This window comes from Streptomyces sp. NPDC093064 (assembly GCF_044754605.1).
In the GTDB taxonomy this organism is placed as follows: domain Bacteria; phylum Actinomycetota; class Actinomycetes; order Streptomycetales; family Streptomycetaceae; genus Streptomyces.
In genome coordinates this window covers 93,882-113,154 of the sequence record NZ_JBIVPK010000007.1, presented here as the reverse complement: position 1 = coordinate 113,154, position 19,273 = coordinate 93,882, and the positions used below count along the sequence as shown (strand labels likewise).

General features: G+C 71.7%; 15 protein-coding genes and 1 pseudogene. 13 read left to right on the top strand and 3 right to left on the bottom strand.

The genetic code is table 11. The features are described 5' to 3' along the window. Window positions 1-18: 18 nt before the first annotated feature. From ftsZ to ACIQFZ_RS11380, 6 genes are all read left to right on the top strand, one after another. Window positions 19-1,230, top strand: coding sequence for a cell division protein FtsZ (ftsZ, locus tag ACIQFZ_RS11405; RefSeq protein ID WP_365418916.1), 1,212 nt, complete (start codon window positions 19-21; stop codon window positions 1,228-1,230). Continuing rightward, complete coding sequence (gene pgeF / locus ACIQFZ_RS11400) at window positions 1,227-1,955, top strand: peptidoglycan editing factor PgeF (protein ID WP_365418919.1); 729 nt, start codon at window positions 1,227-1,229, stop codon at window positions 1,953-1,955. The genes ftsZ and pgeF overlap by 4 nt, the downstream gene beginning before the upstream one ends. A gap of 6 nt (window positions 1,956-1,961) precedes the next feature. Beyond that, window positions 1,962-2,681 (top strand): YggS family pyridoxal phosphate-dependent enzyme, encoded by a 720-nt coding sequence (locus tag ACIQFZ_RS11395; protein WP_383056069.1) that lies wholly within the window; start codon window positions 1,962-1,964, stop codon window positions 2,679-2,681. A 127-nt stretch (window positions 2,682-2,808) separates the two neighbouring features. Continuing rightward, window positions 2,809-3,450, top strand: a complete 642-nt coding sequence (locus ACIQFZ_RS11390) for a cell division protein SepF (protein WP_361423818.1) — start codon at window positions 2,809-2,811, stop codon at window positions 3,448-3,450. Window positions 3,451-3,501: 51 nt separating this feature from the next. Beyond that, window positions 3,502-3,792 (top strand): YggT family protein, encoded by a 291-nt coding sequence (locus tag ACIQFZ_RS11385; protein ID WP_365418926.1) that lies wholly within the window; start codon window positions 3,502-3,504, stop codon window positions 3,790-3,792. A 52-nt stretch (window positions 3,793-3,844) separates the two neighbouring features. Then, on the top strand, window positions 3,845-5,056 hold the full coding sequence (locus ACIQFZ_RS11380; protein WP_402691116.1) for a DivIVA domain-containing protein: 1,212 nt from the start codon (window positions 3,845-3,847) through the stop codon (window positions 5,054-5,056). Between the two features lie 222 nt (window positions 5,057-5,278). Here ACIQFZ_RS11380 and ileS read toward each other — a convergent pair whose 3' ends face one another. Then, complete coding sequence (gene ileS / locus ACIQFZ_RS11375) at window positions 5,279-8,419, bottom strand: isoleucine--tRNA ligase (RefSeq protein WP_383056064.1); 3,141 nt, start codon at window positions 8,417-8,419, stop codon at window positions 5,279-5,281. Between the two features lie 1,449 nt (window positions 8,420-9,868). On the opposite strand from ileS, the gene ACIQFZ_RS11370 reads away from it, so the two are divergent. From ACIQFZ_RS11370 to ACIQFZ_RS11345, 6 genes are all read left to right on the top strand, one after another. Beyond that, a complete protein-coding gene (locus ACIQFZ_RS11370) occupies window positions 9,869-10,774 on the top strand; it encodes a TraR/DksA family transcriptional regulator (RefSeq protein ID WP_383056183.1) in 906 nt (301 codons plus the stop codon). Window positions 10,775-10,835: 61 nt separating this feature from the next. Further along, the gene (gene lspA, locus ACIQFZ_RS11365; RefSeq protein ID WP_365428348.1) at window positions 10,836-11,549 is read left to right on the top strand and encodes a signal peptidase II; all 714 of its coding nucleotides are present in this window, start codon (window positions 10,836-10,838) and stop codon (window positions 11,547-11,549) included. Window positions 11,550-11,591: 42 nt separating this feature from the next. Further along, window positions 11,592-12,536: an RluA family pseudouridine synthase gene (locus ACIQFZ_RS11360; protein ID WP_365428351.1), complete on the top strand. Its 945-nt coding sequence runs from the start codon at window positions 11,592-11,594 to the stop codon at window positions 12,534-12,536. Then, complete coding sequence (locus tag ACIQFZ_RS11355; RefSeq protein WP_365428354.1) at window positions 12,533-13,000, top strand: GNAT family N-acetyltransferase; 468 nt, start codon at window positions 12,533-12,535, stop codon at window positions 12,998-13,000. The genes ACIQFZ_RS11360 and ACIQFZ_RS11355 overlap by 4 nt, the downstream gene beginning before the upstream one ends. 88 nt (window positions 13,001-13,088) lie before the next feature. Beyond that, window positions 13,089-14,675, top strand: a complete 1,587-nt coding sequence (locus tag ACIQFZ_RS11350) for a Na+/H+ antiporter (RefSeq protein ID WP_365428356.1) — start codon at window positions 13,089-13,091, stop codon at window positions 14,673-14,675. Window positions 14,676-14,727: 52 nt separating this feature from the next. Next, window positions 14,728-15,468: an SDR family oxidoreductase gene (locus ACIQFZ_RS11345; protein WP_365428359.1), complete on the top strand. Its 741-nt coding sequence runs from the start codon at window positions 14,728-14,730 to the stop codon at window positions 15,466-15,468. An 81-nt stretch (window positions 15,469-15,549) separates the two neighbouring features. Here ACIQFZ_RS11345 and ACIQFZ_RS11340 read toward each other — a convergent pair whose 3' ends face one another. Beyond that, the gene (locus ACIQFZ_RS11340; RefSeq protein ID WP_365428362.1) at window positions 15,550-16,638 is read right to left on the bottom strand and encodes a mechanosensitive ion channel domain-containing protein; all 1,089 of its coding nucleotides are present in this window, start codon (window positions 16,636-16,638) and stop codon (window positions 15,550-15,552) included. 150 nt (window positions 16,639-16,788) lie between these two features. Here ACIQFZ_RS11340 and ACIQFZ_RS11335 point away from each other — a divergent pair, with 150 nt between their 5' ends. After that, on the top strand, window positions 16,789-17,367 hold the full coding sequence (locus ACIQFZ_RS11335) for a dienelactone hydrolase family protein (RefSeq protein ID WP_402691115.1): 579 nt from the start codon (window positions 16,789-16,791) through the stop codon (window positions 17,365-17,367). A gap of 204 nt (window positions 17,368-17,571) precedes the next feature. Here the strand turns inward: ACIQFZ_RS11335 and ACIQFZ_RS11330 are convergent. After that, window positions 17,572-19,264, bottom strand: a pseudogene (locus ACIQFZ_RS11330) (alkaline phosphatase D family protein). Window positions 19,265-19,273 lie beyond the last annotated feature (9 nt).

Below are 19,273 nucleotides of genomic sequence, written 5' to 3'. Positions count from 1 at the left end.
AGGCGAGAGGCCTTCGACGTGGCAGCACCGCAGAACTACCTCGCAGTCATCAAAGTCATCGGTGTCGGCGGCGGTGGTGTCAATGCCATCAACCGGATGATCGAGGTCGGTCTCAAGGGCGTCGAGTTCATCGCCATCAACACCGACGCGCAGGCGCTGTTGATGAGCGACGCCGACGTCAAGCTCGATGTCGGCCGCGAACTCACGCGCGGACTCGGCGCCGGGGCCAACCCGGCCGTCGGCCGCAAGGCCGCCGAGGACCACCGTGAGGAGATCGAGGAGGTCCTCAAGGGGGCCGACATGGTCTTCGTGACGGCCGGTGAGGGCGGCGGCACCGGTACCGGCGGCGCGCCCGTCGTGGCCAACATCGCGCGCTCGCTGGGTGCCCTCACCATCGGTGTGGTCACGCGCCCGTTCACCTTCGAGGGGCGGCGCCGGGCGAACCAGGCCGAGGACGGTATCGCCGAACTCCGCGAAGAGGTCGACACCCTCATCGTCATCCCCAACGACCGGCTGCTGTCCATCTCGGACCGCCAGGTCAGCGTGCTCGACGCGTTCAAGTCCGCGGACCAGGTGCTGCTGTCCGGTGTGCAGGGCATCACCGACCTGATCACCACCCCCGGCCTGATCAACCTCGACTTCGCCGACGTCAAGTCGGTCATGTCCGAGGCCGGCTCGGCGCTCATGGGCATCGGCTCGGCCCGCGGTGACGACCGCGCGGTGGCCGCGGCCGAGATGGCGATCTCCTCCCCGCTCCTCGAGGCCTCCATCGACGGCGCCCGGGGCGTGCTCCTGTCCATCTCCGGCGGTTCGGACCTCGGCCTGTTCGAGATCAACGAGGCCGCCCAACTGGTCAGCGAGGCAGCGCACCCCGAGGCCAACATCATCTTCGGCGCGGTCATCGACGACGCCCTCGGCGACGAGGTCCGGGTCACCGTGATCGCGGCCGGCTTCGACGGCGGCCAGCCGCCGGCCCGCCGGGACAACGTCCTCGGCTCGTCGTCCGCCCCGCCCGCGGCCCGCCGCGAGGAGCCGGCCCCGGTGCGTCAGCCCGAGAGCCGCCCGACCTTCGGCTCGCTCGGCAGCGTGACACCGAAGGAGGAGCCGGAGCCCGTCGCCCCCGAGCCGGTGCAGGACCTGCCGCCCGTGACCCCGCCCATCACGCCGTCGCCGCGCAGCTACTCCGACAGCGCGGCCGAGGAGCTGGACGTACCGGACTTCCTCAAGTGATAGGTCGGCACGACACCGTGAGCGGCGCACACTTCGCCTTCACCGACCGGTGGGGCGGGGTGAGCGCCGTTCCGTTCGAGGAGCTCAATCTCGGCGGCGCGGTTGGCGACGACCCCGGCGCGGTACGCGCCAACCGCGAACTGGCCGCCAAGTCCCTCGGACTCGACCCAGACCGGGTCGTCTGGATGAACCAGGTGCACGGCAACGACGTCGCCGAGGTCGACGGGCCGTGGACCACGCGGCTCACCCCGCCGGTCGACGGCCTGGTGACCGCGACCCGCGGGCTCGCCCTCGCCGTACTCACCGCCGACTGCGTTCCGGTGCTGCTCGCCGACCCGGTCGCCGGTGTGGTGGCCGCGGTCCACGCCGGGCGGCCCGGCATGGTCAAGGGGGTCGTCCCGGCCGCGGTCGACGCGATGGAGTCGCTCGGCGCCCGGCCCGACCGCATCACCGCCCGCACCGGACCCGCCGTGTGCGGCCGGTGCTATGAGGTGCCTGAGGCGATGCGCGCCGAGGTCGCCGCCGTCGAGCCGGCGGCGCACTCCGAGACGAGTTGGGGTACACCGGCCGTCGACGTGAGCGCCGGCGTGCACGCGCAGCTCGAGCGCCTCGGGGTGCACGACCGGGAGCAGTCGCCGGTGTGCACGCGGGAATCGGGCGATCACTTCTCGTACCGCCGCGACCGCACCACCGGTCGGCTCGCGGGCTATGTCTGGCTGGACTGATGGGGCATGACGGACCGTAGGAACGAACTCGCCGCAAACCTGGCGAAGGTGGAGCGGCGCATCGCCGCCGCGTGCGCGGCCGCGGGCCGGGCGCGGGAGGAGGTGACCCTCATCGTGGTCACCAAGACGTACCCGGCCTCGGATGTGCGGATCCTGTCGGAACTCGGTGTGCGCCACACCGCCGAGAACCGGGACCAGGAGGCGGCACCCAAGGCCGCCGAGTGTGCTGATTTGCCCCTGACGTGGCATTTTGTTGGTCAACTTCAGACCAATAAAGTGCGATCCGTGGTCGGTTACGCCGATGTCGTACAGTCGCTCGACCGTTCCCGGCTTGTCACCGCGCTCTCCAAGGAGGCCGTGCGAGCGGAGCGCGAGGTGGGCTGCCTCATCCAGGTGGCGCTGGACGCGGGGGAGAGCGGACGCGGGGAGCGCGGAGGCGTCGGGCCCGGCGGAATCGAAGAGTTGGCCGACCTCGTCGCCCGCTCCGAAGCACTGCGGCTCGACGGGCTGATGACCGTCGCCCCGCTGACCGGGGAGTACGCCGGCCGGCAACAGGCCGCGTTCGAGCGCCTCATGGATTTGTCGACCGACCTGCGCGCGGCCCATCCGGCTGCCACCATGGTCTCGGCAGGGATGAGTGGGGACCTCGAGCAGGCCGTGGCCGCCGGTGCGACACATGTGCGCGTCGGCAGCGCGGTACTCGGAGTCCGCCCCAGGCTCGGGTAACGTCGCCAAGAAGTCGGACCACAGCAGAAAATATGGTCAATATCGCCCAACGGGGCGCAACGACCTCGTGGATCGCGGGCACTTGGCGGTCGTCAGCGGATCCACCACAGAGCGGAGGACTCAGAGCATGGCCGGCGCGATGCGCAAGATGGCGGTCTACCTCGGCCTCGTGGAGGACGATGGGTACGACGGCCGGGGATTCGACCCCGATGACGACTTCGAGCCCGAGCTGGACCCGGAACCCGAGCGGGACCGCCGACGGCACGACCCACCGCACCAGTCGCATGGGGCACATCAGCCCCAAAGGGATGAACCGGTGCGAGTGGTGCAGCCTCCGGCGCCCCGCGAACCGGTGTCGCATTCCGCTTCGCTCCCGGCGGAATCCGGGCGTCCGGCGCGCATCGCACCCGTGGCGTCCATCACACAAGACCGCGCAAGCCTGGAGAAGAACGCACCGGTGATCATGCCCAAGGTCGTGTCGGAACGAGAGCCGTACCGGATCACCACACTTCACCCCCGGACCTACAACGAGGCCCGTACCATCGGGGAACACTTCCGTGAGGGCACCCCGGTGATCATGAATCTGACTGAGATGGATGACACAGACGCGAAGCGACTTGTCGACTTTGCCGCCGGTTTGGTGTTTGGTCTTCACGGCAGTATCGAGCGGGTGACGCAGAAGGTGTTCCTGTTGTCGCCTGCTAACGTCGATGTCACGGCGGAGGACAAGGCCCGCATCGCAGAGGGCGGGTTCTTCAACCAGAGCTGAGACGCACCACCGTAGAACTGGCACGGAACAGGGGAGAGGGAAGCACCGATCATGCGTGTGGCCATGGAGGTTCTTTACATCGCGCTGATGGTGTTCCTCATCGTGCTGATCTTTCGGCTGGTCATGGACTATGTGTTCCAGTTCGCCCGCTCATGGCAACCCGGCAAGGCGATGGTGGTCGTTCTGGAGGCCACCTACACTGTCACCGATCCACCGTTGAAGCTTCTGCGGCGGTTCATCCCGCCGCTGCGTCTCGGGGGCGTGGCGCTCGACCTGTCCTTCTTCGTACTGATGATCATCGTCTACATCCTGATCTCCATCGTGGGGAACTTCGCGAGGTGACTGTGGACGATACGGTCTTGCCGACTGCCGATGACTACGTTGAGGTGAAGAGATGCCGTTGACCCCCGAGGACGTGCGGAACAAGCAGTTCACGACCGTCCGCCTCCGAGAAGGCTATGACGAGGACGAGGTCGATGCCTTCCTCGACGAGGTCGAAGCCGAGCTGACCCGACTGCTCCGTGAGAACGAGGACCTGCGCGCCAAACTGGCCGCGGCCACGCGCGCTGCTGCCCAGAACCAGCAGAACATGCGCAAGCCTCCGGAGGACCAGCAACCACCGCATCCTCAGCAGCAGGGGATGCGAGGACCGGGCGCTCCGGTGCCCGCCGGGATATCGGGCCCGCCGCAGCAGCAGATGGGTGGCCCCATGGGTGGTCCGCCCCAGCTGCCCAGCGGTGCTCCGCAGCTGCCCGCCGGCCCGGGTGGCCAGGGCCCCCAGGGTCCCGGCCCCGGCCCCGGCCAGATGAGTCCTGGACCGATGGGTCAGGGTCCTATGGGTCAGGGTCCTATGGGTCAGGGTCCTATGGGTCAGGGTCCTATGGGTCAGGGCCCTATGGGTCAGGGTCAGATGCCTGGTCAGATGCAGGGCCAGATGGGTCCCGGCCCGATGGGCGGCGGCCCCGGTCCCATGGGTGGCGGCCCCGGCCCGATGGGTCAGGGTCCCGGTGGCGACAGCGCCGCGCGCGTCCTGTCGCTGGCCCAGCAGACCGCCGACCAGGCGATCGCCGAGGCCCGTTCCGAGGCCAACAAGATCGTCGGCGAGGCGCGTTCGCGTGCCGAGGGTCTGGAGCGTGACGCCCGTGCCAAGGCCGACGCCCTGGAGCGGGACGCGCAGGAGAAGCACCGCGTCGCGATGGGCTCCCTGGAGTCCGCTCGCGCCACGCTGGAGCGCAAGGTCGAGGACCTGCGCGGCTTCGAGCGCGAGTACCGCACGCGCCTGAAGTCGTACCTGGAGTCGCAGCTGCGTCAGCTGGAGACCCAGGCCGACGACTCCCTCGCCCCGCCGCGCACGCCTGCGGCCCCGTCCCTCCCGCCGTCCCCGGCGCCCTCCATGGCCCCGGCCGGCGCGAGCGCCCCGTCGTACGGCGGCGGCCAGCCGATGGGCGGTGCGCCCGGCTCGTCCGGTCCGTCCTACGGCGGTCAGCAGCAGATGGCCCCGGCGATGACCCAGCCGATGGCCCCGGTGCGTCCGCAGGGTCCGGCCCCGATGGGTCAGGCGCCCTCGCCCATGCGCGGCTTCCTGATCGACGAGGACGACAACTGAGAGAACCCTGAAGGGTTCTGGTGACTAGGCATCGGCAGCCTGAGAGAACGGCCCCGGAGGGACATCCCTCCGGGGCCGTTCTCGTATGCCGGGGCCGCGTGCCCGCTGCCCCACCGGGCGCTACGCCCCGTCAAGCCGCGCGGGGAGCCCGCCGGTTCGTGGCCGGGCGGGCTCCCCGCCGGGACGGGGGACGGGCACCCTCGGGCGTCGTCCCCCGGTGGGTCATGCCTTGCGGAGGCGGAAGACCAGGGACAGGCCCTCGTCGGTGAAGGCCTCGCCGTAGGTGCCGTCCGCCTCGCCCTGGGCGAAGTCCGTCGCCAGGACCTCCTCGGCGATCAGCGACGCGTGCTCGCTCAGGGCGGCGATGGTCGCCGGGTCCGTCGCGGTCCAGCGCAGCGCGATCCGGTCGGCCACGTCGAGGCCGCTGTTCTTGCGGGCCTCCTGGATCAGCCGGATCGCGTCCCGGGCCAGGCCCGCACGGCGCAACTCCTCCGTGATCTCCAGGTCCAGGGCGACCGTGGCGCCGGAGTCGGACGCCACCGACCAGCCCTCGCGCGGGGTCTCGGTGATGATCACCTCGTCCGGCGCGAGCGTCACCGTCTCGCCGTCGACCTCCACCGACGCCGTGCCCTCGCGCAGCGCCAGCGACAGCGCCGCCGCGTCCGCGCCCGCGATGGCCTTGGCGACGTCCTGCACCCGCTTGCCGAACCGCTTGCCCAGCGCACGGAAGTTGGCCTTGGCGGTGGTGTCCACCAGGGACCCGCCGACCTCGCTCAGCGACGCCAGGGAGGAGACGTTCAGCTCTTCCGTGATCTGCGTGTGCAGCTCCCGGTCCAGGGACTCGAAGCCGGCCGCCGCGACCAGCGCCCGGGACAGCGGCTGGCGGGTCTTGACGCCCGACTCCGCGCGCGTGGCACGGCCCAGCTCCACCAGGCGGCGCACCAGCACCATCTGCTTCGACAGCTCCGGGTCGATCGCCGGCAGGTCCGGCTCCGGCCAGGTGGCCAGGTGCACCGACTCCGGGGCGCCCGGGGTCACCGGCACGACCAGGTCCTGCCAGACCCGCTCGGCGATGAACGGGGTGATCGGCGCCATCAGCCTGGTCACCGTCTCCAGCACCTCGTGCAGCGTGCGCAGCGCGGCCTTGTCGCCCTGCCAGAACCGGCGGCGCGAGCGGCGGACGTACCAGTTCGACAGGTCGTCGACGAACGCCGACAGCAGCTTGCCGGCGCGCTGGGTGTCGTACGCCTCCAGGGCCTGCGTGACCTGGTCGGTCAGCGCGTGCAGCTCACTGAGCAGCCAGCGGTCGAGCAGCGGGCGGTCGGCCGGGGCCGGGTCGGCGGCGGTGGGCGCCCAGGCGGACGTACGGGCGTACAGGGCCTGGAAGGCGACCGTGTTCCAGTAGGTCAGCAGCGTCTTGCGGACGACCTCCTGGATGGTGCCGTGGCCCACCCGGCGGGCCGCCCACGGCGAGCCGCCGGCCGCCATGAACCAGCGCACCGCGTCCGCGCCGTGCTGGTCCATGAGCGGGATCGGCTGGAGGATGTTGCCCAGGTGCTTGGACATCTTCCGGCCGTCCTCGGCGAGGATGTGACCGAGGCACACGACGTTCTCGTACGACGACTTGTCGAAGACCAGCGTGCCGACCGCCATCAGCGTGTAGAACCAGCCGCGGGTCTGGTCGATCGCCTCGGAGATGAACTGCGCCGGGTACCGGCTCTCGAACAGCTCCTTGTTCTTGTACGGGTAGCCCCACTGCGCGAACGGCATCGAACCCGAGTCGTACCAGGCGTCGATGACCTCGGGCACGCGCGTGGCCGTCTTCTCGCACTGCGGGCACGGGAAGACGACGTCGTCGATGAACGGGCGGTGCGGGTCGAGGTCCGACTGGTCGGTGCCGGTCAGCCCGGTCAGCTCCGCGCGGGAGCCGACACAGGTGAGGTGGCCGTCCTCGCAGCGCCAGATGGGCAGCGGGGTGCCCCAGTAGCGGTTGCGGGACAGCGCCCAGTCGATGTTGTTGTTCAGCCAGTCGCCGTACCGGCCGTGCTTGACGCTCGAAGGGAACCAGTTGGTCTTCTCGTTCTCCTCGAGCAGCCGGTCCTTGATCGCGGTGGTGCGGATGTACCAGGACGGCTGCGCGTAGTACAGCAGCGCGGTGTGGCAGCGCCAGCAGTGCGGGTAGCTGTGCTCGTACGGCACGTGCCTGAAGAGCAGGCCGCGCTCGCCGAGGTCCTCGGTGAGCTTCTCGTCCGCCTTCTTGAAGAACACGCCGCCGACCAGCGGGACGTCCTCCTCGAACGTGCCGTCCGGGCGGACGGGGTTGACCACCGGCAGGCCGTAGGACCGGCAGACCTTCAGGTCGTCCTCACCGAACGCGGGGGACTGGTGGACCAGACCCGTGCCGTCCTCGGTGGTGACGTACTCGGCGTTGACCACGTAGTGCGCCGGCTCCGTGAACTCCACGAGCTCGAACGGGCGTTGGTACGTCCAGCGCTCCATCTCGGCGCCGGTGAAGGTCTCGCCCGTGGTCTCCCAGCCCTCGCCGAGCGCCTTGTCGACGAGCGGTTCGGCGACGACGAGCTTCTCTTCACCGTTCGTCGCGACGACGTAGGTCACCTCGGGGTGCGCGGCGACCGCCGTGTTGGACACCAGGGTCCAGGGGGTCGTCGTCCACACCAGGAGCGAGGCCTGGCCGGCGAGCGGACCGGAGGTGAGCGGGAAGCGGACGTAGACGGAGGGGTCGACGACCGTCTCGTAGCCCTGGGCCAGCTCGTGGTCCGACAGGCCCGTGCCGCAGCGCGGGCACCAGGGGGCGACCCGGTGGTCCTGGACCAGCAGGCCCTTGTTGAAGATCTCCTTCAGCGACCACCAGACGGACTCGATGTACTCGGGCTCCATGGTGACGTACGCCTCGTCGAGGTCGACCCAGTAGCCCATGCGGGTGGTCAGCTCGGAGAACGCGTCGGTGTGGCGGAGCACGGACTCGCGGCACTTGTCGTTGAACTCGGCGATGCCGTACGCCTCGATGTCCTTCTTGCCGCTGAAGCCGAGCTCCTTCTCGACCGCCAGCTCCACCGGGAGGCCGTGGCAGTCCCAGCCGGCCTTGCGGGCCACGTGGTAGCCGCGCATCGTGCGGAAGCGGGGGAAGACGTCCTTGAAGACGCGTGCCTCGATGTGGTGGGCGCCCGGCATGCCGTTGGCGGTGGGCGGGCCCTCGTAGAACACCCACTCGGGGCGGCCCTCGGACTGCTCCAGGCTCTTGGCGAAGATCTTCTGCTCGCGCCAGAAGTCGAGCACGGCGTGCTCGAGGGCGGGCAGGTCGACCTGCGCGGGCACCTGGCGGTACTGCGGCTGCGTATTCAACGAGCTTCCTCCGGCGGATGTGCTGCCTTCCGTCGGAGGGACGAGAGCCTTTGAGCTGTCCACGCCGTGTGCGGCGCGCTCCCGCGGTACCACCCTCCTTGGCTCACCGGTGCGCCGTACGCTCCGACGAGCCCCCTCATTGGGGTCGCGATGCCGGTTCTACCGGCCCCTGGCTCCGTGCTGGGGCGTTCTTCCGGCGGCTCCGGGGTGATCTTCACGTCGCGCTCGCCCCCGGGCTCACACCGTCCCCGGGTCGCTCTGGGCTGCTGACGCCGCTACTCGTCCCCATCCACGCTTTTCGCTTCGCCCAGTGTACGGCGCCCCGGCGACCGGGGCCGACCCGATTTCCGCCCCGGGGGGTGACCCGGATGGCGCGACGGTGCCGTTCGGATCGTAGGACGTGCGGCTGGTCGGATTACGTGGCGGCGAGCTGGGCACAACGCATGCATGCCGGCCGCGCGATCCGCGCGAGGCGGGCGAATCGGGCGGCGTGCCCCGTTGCCGCGGGACTCGAGTCGATTTATCGTCCCAGCACGATTCGCGAGCAAGATCACAGTATGTGAAGGGGCCGCGGCCATGGTGGCGAAGAAGACCGCCGAGCAGTCGGCGTCCGGCAGGTCCCGGGGCACCATCCCCGATGCCGCCGGTGGCGCGGCCAGGAAGACCACCCGAGCGGCGGCCAGGGCATCAGGCACGGTCGCGAAGGAGGCGGTGGCCATGAAGGACAGGGTCACGCCGAAGCAGACGGCCAAGGCCGGACCGGCGACGGGACGCGGGCGCAGGGGCCCGACGGCCAGGACGAACGCGGCCAAGCCGGCCGCGGCCGTGCCGAGCCGGTCCCGGCCGGCCGAGACCGGGGCGGCCGGGGAGCAACCGGCTGCCGCGAGGTCGGGCGAGGAGCGGAAGGACACCGCGTCGGAGGCTGCGGGGGAGAGGCCGGCGGCGCTTCCGGAATCCGCCCAGGCGGCTCCCGCGAAGAGCGCGCGGAAGACGACGGCGAGGAGGGCGGCCGCGAAGAAGCCCGTGGCGGGCAAGTCCCGGCCGGAGACGGCGCCTGGGAAGAGGCCCGGCGCCGAGGAGCCCGGCTCCAAGGGCGCCGCGGCGAAGAAGTCCCCGAGCAAGCGGGCCACGGCGAGGAAGACCGCCGCCGAAGCTCCGGACGTGGGGGAGAAGGCCGCCGAGGGCCTCGGCACGGCGGAGGCCGCCGACAGGGGTGCCCGTGCCGGTCGGACGACCATGAAGAAGGCGCCCGCCGAGCGGCCGGGTGCCGGGGCGGCGGCCGGCGGGGAAGCGGGCGCCGAGGAGACGACCGCCGGGCATGCCGTGGGCGGGCACGCAGGCGGCGGGAGCGCGGGTACCCACAGCGTTGCCGCCGAGAAGGCGGGTGGAAAGGGCTCTCGTGGGAGGGCGGGCGCCGCAGGCCGGGACGCTGTGGCCCGGGATGTGGGCGTGCGGGAGCGGGCCGTAGGTGACGGGCAGGGTGCCGGCGAGGGCTCGGTGCAGGAGACGGTCGGGGCGGGGGCTGGTGGCCGGAGCGCCGCTGCCCACAGCGTTGCCGCCGAGAAGGCGGGTGGAAAGGGCTCTCACGGGAGGGCGGCGGCCGGGGAGGTGGATGCGCGGGAGCGGTCCGTTGGTGACGGGGCGGGTGTCGGTGAGGGCTCGGCGGGGACGGGCAGGCGGAGGAAGGCCGGCAGGAGGACGGCCGCGGGGACGGTCCCCGACCGGGGCGGCGGGGCGGATACGGGGACCCAGGGAGATGGGGACGGTGCGGGTCGCGTGGCGGCTCCTGGTGTCTCCGGGACGGGTGGGGGCAGGAAGAGGACGGCCAAGAAGGTGGGCGCGGCGCGGGCCGCGAAGCAGACGGGAGCCACGACAGTGGTTGCGAAGAAGACTCCTGGCACGGCCGCGGCGGCGAAGACCGCCGTGCCCAAGGCGCGCATCGCCGCGGCGGTGGAACCGGGCGACCTCCCGGTGCGACCGGGTGAGGATCCCTGGACCCCGGAGGAGGTCTCGGAGGCCCGCGCGGAGCTGGAGTCCGAGATGGAGCGGCTGAGCACCGAGATCACCTCGTCCGAGGAGTCCCTCGCGGGCCTGATGCGGGACTCCGGCGACGGCGCGGGCGACGACGAGGCGGACACCGGCAGCAAGAACATCACGCGCGAGCACGAGATGGCGCTGGCCGCCAACGCGCGCGAGATGCTCACCCAGACCGAGCGCGCCCTGCAACGGCTCGACGCGGGCACCTACGGCCTGTGCGAGAACTGCGGCGACCCCATCGGCAAGGCACGCATGCAGGCCTTCCCGCGCGCCACCCTGTGCGTGGCGTGCAAGCAGAAGCAGGAACGCCGGTACTGAACCGGGTGCGAGGCGTGCCGTAGTCTCGTCCTCAGTCAGGTACCTAGGTCAAGGGACTCACGTGGCAGAGGCGGAGCGCATCATCGGTACGCCGGACACTCCGGACGCGGCGGGAGCGGGGCGGCAGCGCCCCGGAGGGAACGCCGGGCGGGGCGGCCCGTCCGGCGCCGAAGGGGCACAGGCCCCGGCCGGCGGGTCCGGCACCGACGGCACGGCGGCGGGCGCGGACGGGACGAGCGGGACGCAGGCCGGCGCGGACGGACGGGCATCCGCCGCCGAGCGGCCCCGCGGCCGGCGCCGGATCGCCGTGCTGTTCACGGTTGCGGCCATCGCCTACGCCCTCGATCTGGCCAGCAAGATGCTCGTGGTGGCCAAGCTGGAGCACCGCCCGCCGATCCAGCTCATCGGCGACTGGCTGCAACTGGAGGCGATCCGCAACGCGGGCGCGGCCTTCGGCTTCGGCGAGGCCTTCACCGTGATCTTCACGGTCATCGCGGCCGCCGTGATCGTGGTGATCACCCGCCTCGCGCGCAAGCTCTACAGCCTGCCCTGGGCCATCGCGCTCGGCCTGCTGCTCGGCGGTGCGCTGGGCAACCTCACCGACCGCCTCTTCCGCGCGCCGGGCGTCTTCGAGGGCGCCGTCGTCGACTTCATCTCGCCCAAGCACTTCGCCGTGTTCAACCTCGCCGACTCGGCGATCGTGTGCGGTGGCTTCCTGATCGTGCTGCTCTCCTTCCGCGGCCTGGACCCGGACGGAACCGTCCACAAGGACTGAGCCCGGGACGGGACCGCCGGACCGGTCCGGCATACTCGACGGGTGAGCACGTTTCCCGAGATCCGTACCCTGCCCGTGCCCGAAGGCCTGGAGGGCGAGCGCGTCGACGCCGCCATCTCCCGGATGTTCGGCTTCTCCCGTACGAAGGCGGCGGAGCTGGCCGCCGCGGGCAAGGTGCTGGTCGACGGCACGGTGGCCGCCAAGTCCGAGCGGGTGCGCGGCGGTGCCTGGCTCGAGGTCGAGATGCCGCAGGCACCCGCACCCGTGCAGGTGGTCGCCGAGCCGGTCGAGGGCATGGAGATCGTGCACGACGACGATGACGTGGTCGTGATCGTCAAGCCGGTCGGCGTCGCCGCGCACCCCAGCCCCGGCTGGTCCGGCCCGACCGTGATCGGCGGCCTCGCGGCGGCCGGCTACCGCATCTCCACCTCCGGCGCCGCCGAGCGCCAGGGCATCGTGCACCGCCTCGACGTCGGCACCTCGGGCCTGATGGTGGTCGCCAAGTCCGAGTACGCGTACACGTCGCTCAAGCGCCAGTTCAAGGAGCGCACGGTCGACAAGCGCTACCACACCCTGGTCCAGGGCCACCCCGACCCGACCAGCGGCACCATCGACGCGCCCATCGGCCGGCACCCGAACCACGACTACAAGTGGGCGGTCACCGCCGACGGCAAGCCCTCCGTCACGCACTACGACCTGATCGAGGCGTTCCGCGCCGCCTCCCTGCTCGACGTCAAGCTGGAGACCGGGCGCACCCACCAGATCCGCGTCCACATGGCCGCCCACCGCCACCCCTGCGTCGGCGACCTGACCTACGGCGCCGACCCCACCCTCGCCAAGCGGCTGAGGCTGACCCGCCAGTGGCTGCACGCGGTGCGGCTCGGCTTCGAGCACCCCGGCGACGGCCAGTGGGTGGAGTTCGCCAGCGACTACCCCGAGGACCTCCAGAAGGCCCTGGACCAGGTCCGCGAGGAGACGTACGCATGAGCCTGCCGTACGACGTGCGTGTCGCCGAGGACCCCGCCGACCGCGAGGCCTGCTTCGCGGTGCGCAAGGAGGTCTTCGTCGTGGAGCAGGGCGTTCCGCAGGACATCGAGTACGACGAGTACGACGCCCTCGCGGTGCACGTGCTGGCGGTCCGTGAGGACGGCGTGCCGCTCGGCACCGGGCGGCTGCTGTACGGCGCGGAGGCCGCCGCGAAGACCGGTGGCGACCCGGCGGTCGGCTCCCTGGGGCGGCTCGCCGTCACCGGGGACGCGCGCGGGCTGGGCGTCGGCGCGGCCCTGGTGCGCGCCATCGAGGACGCGGCACGCGCGCGCGGCCTCTCGGCGGTGGACCTGCACGCGCAGAGCCACGCGCTCGGCTTCTACGAGCGGCTGGGATACGAGGCGTACGGACCGGAGTTCCCCGACGCGGGCATCCCGCACCGGGCGATGCGGCGCGCCCTGTAGTCCACGGGCGCGAAGCGGCCGGTGAGCGGGGTGGCGTGGCAGGCTTGAAGCCTGTCGTGTGAACGTCCGACGTCCCGGAGCGCTGAGCGTGGATCAGCTGGCCCTGCTGTTCGTCGTGTTGCTGGGGGCCGTGATCAGCGTCCCGGTCGGCGACCGGTTCGGGCTGCCCGCGCCGGTCCTGATGACCCTGCTCGGGATCGTCCTCGCGGTACTCGGCTTCGTGCCGAACGTCGACATCCCGCCCGCGCTGATCCTGCCCACCCTGCTGCCGCCGCTGCTCTACGCCGCCGTACGGCGCACCTCCTGGCGGCAGTTCACGGCGCACAAACGGCCGATCTTCCTGCTGGCCGTGGCGCTGGTGTTCGTCACCACCTTCTGTGTCGCCCTCGTCTCGCACGCCATCGTGCCGGGGCTGTCCGTCGCCGCCGCCGTGGCCCTCGGCGCGCTGGTCGCGCCGCCCGACCCGGTCGCGGCGACCGCGGTGGCCGGGCAGCTCGGGCTGCCGCGCCGCCTGGTGTCGATCCTGGAGGGCGAGGGGCTGTTCAACGACGTCACGGCCATCGTCCTCTACCACGTGGCGATCGCCGCCGCCGTGAGCGGGGAGTTCTCGGCCTGGCAGGCCGGGCTGGACCTGGTGCTGTCCGCGGTGGTGGCGGTGGCCGTGGGCCTGGCGCTCGGCTGGGGCACGAACAAGGTGCTGGACCTGCTGGGGGACCCGACCCTGCAGATCGGGCTGACGCTGCTCGTGCCGTACGCCTCCTACGTGCTGGCCGAGGAGTTGCACGGCTCCGGGGTCCTCGCCGTGCTCACCACCGCGCTGTTCCTGGCCGAGTACGCCTCCGACGCCGACGACGTGCTGACCCGGCTGGCCGGGCACACCGTCTGGGACGTCGTGGACACGCTCGTCACCGGGGTCGCGTTCGGGCTGATCGGCCTCGAACTGCACAACGCGCTGCGCACCGCCTCGGGCCGGTGGGGCGAGTTGCTGGGCTGGGCGGGCGCGGTCGTGGCCGTGGTGGTACTCGTACGGCTGGTGTGGCTGCTGCCGGCCACCTGGGTCACCAGACGGCTGCACGCGCTGCGGGACTACGAGGAGGACATTCCCATGACCTGGCGGGAGACCGTCGTCATGTGGTGGTCCGGGATGCGCGGTGTGGCCTCGGTGGCGCTCGCCCTGGCCATTCCGCTGAAGACGGACAGCGGCGCGCCCTTCCCCGACCGGGACGAGATCGTGTTCATCGCCTTCGGGGTGATCATGGCGACACTCGTGCTCCAGGGGCTCACGCTGCCGTGGCTGGTCAAACGGCTGGGAGTGCGGGCGGACACCGAGCGGGAGAAGGCGTTCGAGGAGGAGCTGGCGGCGCGGGCGGCGCGGGCGGCCAGGCGGCGGCTGCGGGAGATCGAGGCGGTCGAGGAACTGCCGGAGGAACTGTCCGAGCAGATGCTGCGGCGGGCCTTCGACATCGGGCTGCGGATCAGCCCGCAGTGGGGGGAGGAGGACCGCCGGGAGGGCCACGACAAGCGCGTACGGCGGCTGAAGCGGTTGCGGCGGATCCAGAGCGAGATGCTGAGCGCGGCGCGGCACGAGGTGCTGGCGGCGCGCCGGGAGCCGGGGGCCGACCCGGAGATCGTGGACCGGGTACTGCGCCACCTGGACGTACGCAGTCTGCGGTGAGCCGCGCTCGGCGTACGGGACCGGCCGGTGCCGTCTCGGTACGCTCGTGACCATGAGTCGCAACGTCGTCATCAGCGGGGGCGGAACGGGGATCGGACTCGCCGCGGCGCGGACCTTCGCGGCCGACGGGGACCGGGTGCTGCTGCTCGGACGGCGGGGCGAGGTGCTGCACAGGGCCGGGGTGCCGGGCGCGCTGACGTTCGCCGCGGACGTGGGCGACGTGGCCGGGGTGCGGTCGGTCGCCCGGTTCGTGGCCGACGAGCTCGGGGCGGTGGACGTGCTGATCCACAGCGCCGGAGGGTCGGGGCGGCTGGAGCCGCGGGTGGAGCGGGAGGATCCGCTCGACCTCGTGGCCGACAACTGGTTGGTCAACTTCCGGATCAACACCCTGACCGCCGTGCTGCTCACGGAGGCCCTCAAGGAGCGGCTCGCCGAACCGGGCGGCCGGGTGCTGTTCCTCAGCTCCATCGCCGCCTACCGGGGTTCGGGCAGCGGCGCCTACGCCGCATCCAAGGCCGCCCTGCACCCCTACGCCCACGACCTGGCCCGCCAGTTGGGCCCTCGCGGGATCACGGTGAACCTGGTCGCGCCCGGGTACGTCGAGGACACCGACTTCTTCGGCGACGCGATGGACGACGCCCGCCGCGAACGGCTCATCGCCGAGACCTCCACCGGCCGCCCCGGCACACCGGGCGACGTCGCGGCCACCCTCCACTGGCTCGCCTCCCCGTCCGCCGCCCACATCACCTCCCAGATCATCCAGGTGAACGGCGGCGCAGAACGCGGCCACTGAGCCCGCGGTACGGCCACGGCCCCGGGGGAGCACGCGACCCGGACGCCGGACCGGCCCACCCGGTCTGCGCGGGCCGGGAGGTCAGCCGGAGGCTGTTTGGGAATTGTTGAAGGTGGGGTGGGGCGTGCCGTCGTGGGGTGTGGCGTGGGCCGTGGTGACGCGGGGGAGGGCGTAGGGGTGGTGTTCGGAGAGCCAGCGGAGCATCTGCTCGCGGACCACGACCCGTACCGTCCAGATGTCGTTGGCGTCCTTCGCCGTCACCAGCGCCCGTACCTGCATCGTCGTCGGCGTCGTGTCCGTCACCACCAGGTTGTAGGTGCGGCCGTCCCAGGCCGGGCACTCGCGCAGGATGTCGCGCAGCTTCTCGCGCATCGCGTCCATCGGCGCGCGGTGGTCGAGGTGGAAGAAGACGGTGCCGGTCATCTGCGGGGTGCCGCGCGACCAGTTCTCGAACGGGTTGGACGTGAAGTACGACACCGGCATGGTGATCCGGCGCTCGTCCCAGGTCCGTACCGTCAGGAAGGTCAGCGTGATCTCCTCGACCGAGCCCCACTCGCCGTTGACGACCACGGTGTCGCCGATCCGCACCATGTCGCCGAAGGCGATCTGCAGCCCCGCGAACATGTTGCTCAGCGTGGACTGCGCGGCGACACCGGCGACGATGCCGAGGAGGCCGGCCGAGGCCAGCAGCGAGGCACCGGCCGCGCGCATCGCCGGGAAGGTCAGCAGCATCGAGGCCGCTGCCACCACGATGACCACCGCCGTGACCACCCGCATGATCAGCTCGACCTGGGTGCGCACCCGCCGCACCCGGGCCGGATCCCGGTGCGCCCGGGCGTTCGCGTAGTGCGTGTACGAGGTCTCGACGATGGCCCCCGCGATCCGGATCACCAGCCAGGCCGCCGAGCCGATCAGCACCAGGGTCAGCGTCCGTCCGACGCCGACCCGGTGCTGCTCCAGCAGCTGGGCCTGGTCGTAGGAGCCGCGCAGCAGGGCGGCGCACAGCACGAGCTGGTAGGGGACGCGGGCACGGCGCAGCAGGCCCCACAACGGTTTGTCGTGGTGCCGTTCGTCGGCCTTGCGCAGCAGCAGGTCGATGGCCCAGCCGATGACCAGTGTGAGGACGACCGAGCCGCCGACAACGATCAGAGGGCGGAGTACGTTCTCCATGCCTGCGAACCTAACCCGCGACGCGCGGTGTGAACATGTGTGGACGTGAAGATCGCAGGTAGGGCGGGGGGTGGTGTGACGAGACTCTCTTCGTGCGGACGCGCACCGCGGTGGGCCGACGCCGTCCTGCCCGGCTGGCACCATGGGCCCATGAACATCGTGCTCTTCCACTCGACCTACGGCCTCAGACCCGCGGTGCGCCAGGCCGCGGACCGGCTGCGTGCCGCCGGGCACGAGGTGTGGACGCCGGATCTCTTCGAGGGCCGTACGTTCGACACCGTCGAGGAGGGCAGGGCCTGCCAGGAATCGATCGGCAAGGACGAGCTGCTCAAGCGGGCCGTGCTGGCCGCGGCGCCCTACTCGGAGCGGGGCCTGGTCTACGCCGGGTTCTCGTTCGGGGCCGCCACCGCGCAGACGCTCGCCCTCGGCGACGACAAGGCCCGCGGACTGCTCCTGCTGCACGGCACCTCGGACATCGCGCCGAACGCGAGCGCCGAGGGCCTGCCCGTCCAGCTGCACGTGGCCGAGCCCGACCCGTTCGAGCCGGACGACTGGCTGAGCGCCTGGTACCTCCAGATGGGCCGGACCGGCGCCGACGTGGAGGTCTACCGCTACGCCGGGGCCGGTCACCTGTACACCGACCCCGACCTGCCGGACTACGACGAAGGGGCCGCCGAGGCCACCTGGCGGGTGGCGCTCGGCTTCCTCGCGGAGCTCGATGCCGACTAGGCCCTGTCGTCACATTCCCGCCTGCCCCGCGACGCCTGGCACGCACTCTCGCCACACCGGGCGAAAGCCCAAGTACGTCCAGTACGAGGACTTCCGCCCGGCACGCCGAGAGCACGCACCAGACGCCGCGGAGCCGCCCTTCGGGCAATGACGGGAATGTGACGACAGGACCTAGGGCCGCCGGCCAGGGCTGCCGACCAGGGCTCAGACCGGGTCGTAGGCACGCTCGACCTTCTGCGTGCCGCTGCGTGTGCGGTACGAACGGGTCCAGGCCGAGGTCGCGTTCGGGCTCGTGCGGTCGGACAGCACGTAGTAGTCCATCTGCGCGCGGTCGGCGGTCAGGTCCAGCACGCCGTAGCCGTGGCGGTCGGTGTCGACCCAGTGGACATGCCGGTTGGCGGCGCGGATCACCGGTGCGGCGATCGCCGAGACCGTGCCCTCGGGAACCTTGACGAAGTCGTCGAGGTTGTCGGAAGTCACCGAGGTGACCACGAACTCCGTGGCGGCGGACGCCGACAGCGGGTACGTTCCGGCGTCCACCGGGACGTCGTTGGCCCACGCCATGTGGATGTCGCCGGTCAGGAAGACGGTGTTGCGGATGGCGTTCGCGCGCAGATGGGCCAGCAGTTCGCGGCGGTCGTCGGTGTAGCCGTCCCACTGGTCGGTGTTGACGGCCAGGCCCTCCCGCGGCAGCCCGAGCAGCTCGGCCAGCGGCCTCAGCAGGTCCGCGGAGAGCGCGCCGATGGCGAACGGCGCGATCATCACCGAGTTGCCGACCAGCCGCCAGGTGGTGTTCGACGTCTTCAACCCGGTCTTGAGCCAGTCGAGTTGGGCGCGGCCGGTGATCGTGCGGTCCGGATTGTCGACCGAGCCGCTGCCCGTGGCGGCCTGCTGCGAGCGGAAGGAACGCAGGTCCAGCAGGGACAGATCGGCCAGCTTGCCGAAGCGCAGCCGCCGGTAGGTGGTGCCCTCGACCGCCGTACGCACCGGCATCCACTCGAAGTAGGCCTGCCGGGCGGCCGCCGCGCGGGCGGTCCAGGTCCCCTCGGCGCCCTCGGTGTGGTTGACCGCGCCGCCCGACCAGGCGTTGTCCGCGAACTCGTGGTCGTCCCAGATGGCGATGACCGGGGCGCTGTGGTGCAGCGCCCGCAGATCGGGGTCGGTCTTGTACGTCGCGTGCCGGGTGCGGTAGTCGGCGAGGGTGAGGATCTCGTGCGCGGGGACGTGCGGCCGCACCACCTTGCCGCGGGCCGCGAACTCCCCGGACTCGTACTCGTAGATGTAGTCGCCGAGGTGCAGCCAGGCGTCGAGGTCGCTACGGGCCGCGAGGTGGCGGTGGGCCGCGAAGTGGCCGGCCTCCCAGTTGGCGCAGGAGACCACGCCGAAGCGCAGGTTGGCGACGGCGGCGTCGGCGGCGGGCGCGGTGCGGGTGCGGGCGATGGGGGAGTCGGTGCCCCCGGCCGAGAAGCGGAACCAGTAGTCGGTGGCCGGGCGCAGCCCCCGGACGTCGGCCTTGACGGTGTGGTCGGAGGCGGCCGTCGCGGTGGTCGAGCCCTCGGCGACGACGTCGGTGAACCCCTTGTCCCTGGCCACCGCCCAGCGCACCTCGGTGTCCGGGCCGAGCCCGGAGCCGGGTGCCGCCTCGGGGACGGGGGTCACCCGGGTCCACAGCAGGATGCCGTCCGGTGGGGGTCCCCCCACGCCCTCAAGGCAGTGGGGGAGGATCGCCGGAGGCGACGCCGTGCAGGAAGGGGGGCGAACCGGTGGCGGCGCGTGCGGGCAGCGCGGCGGCGAGCGGGCCCGCCAGCACGGCGCCTGCCGCCGCGGCCTTGACGAACGTACGGCGGCGCGCGACGGGTGAGTCGGCGCTCTCGGGGTGGCTCTGTCGACTGGTCACGGGCGATCA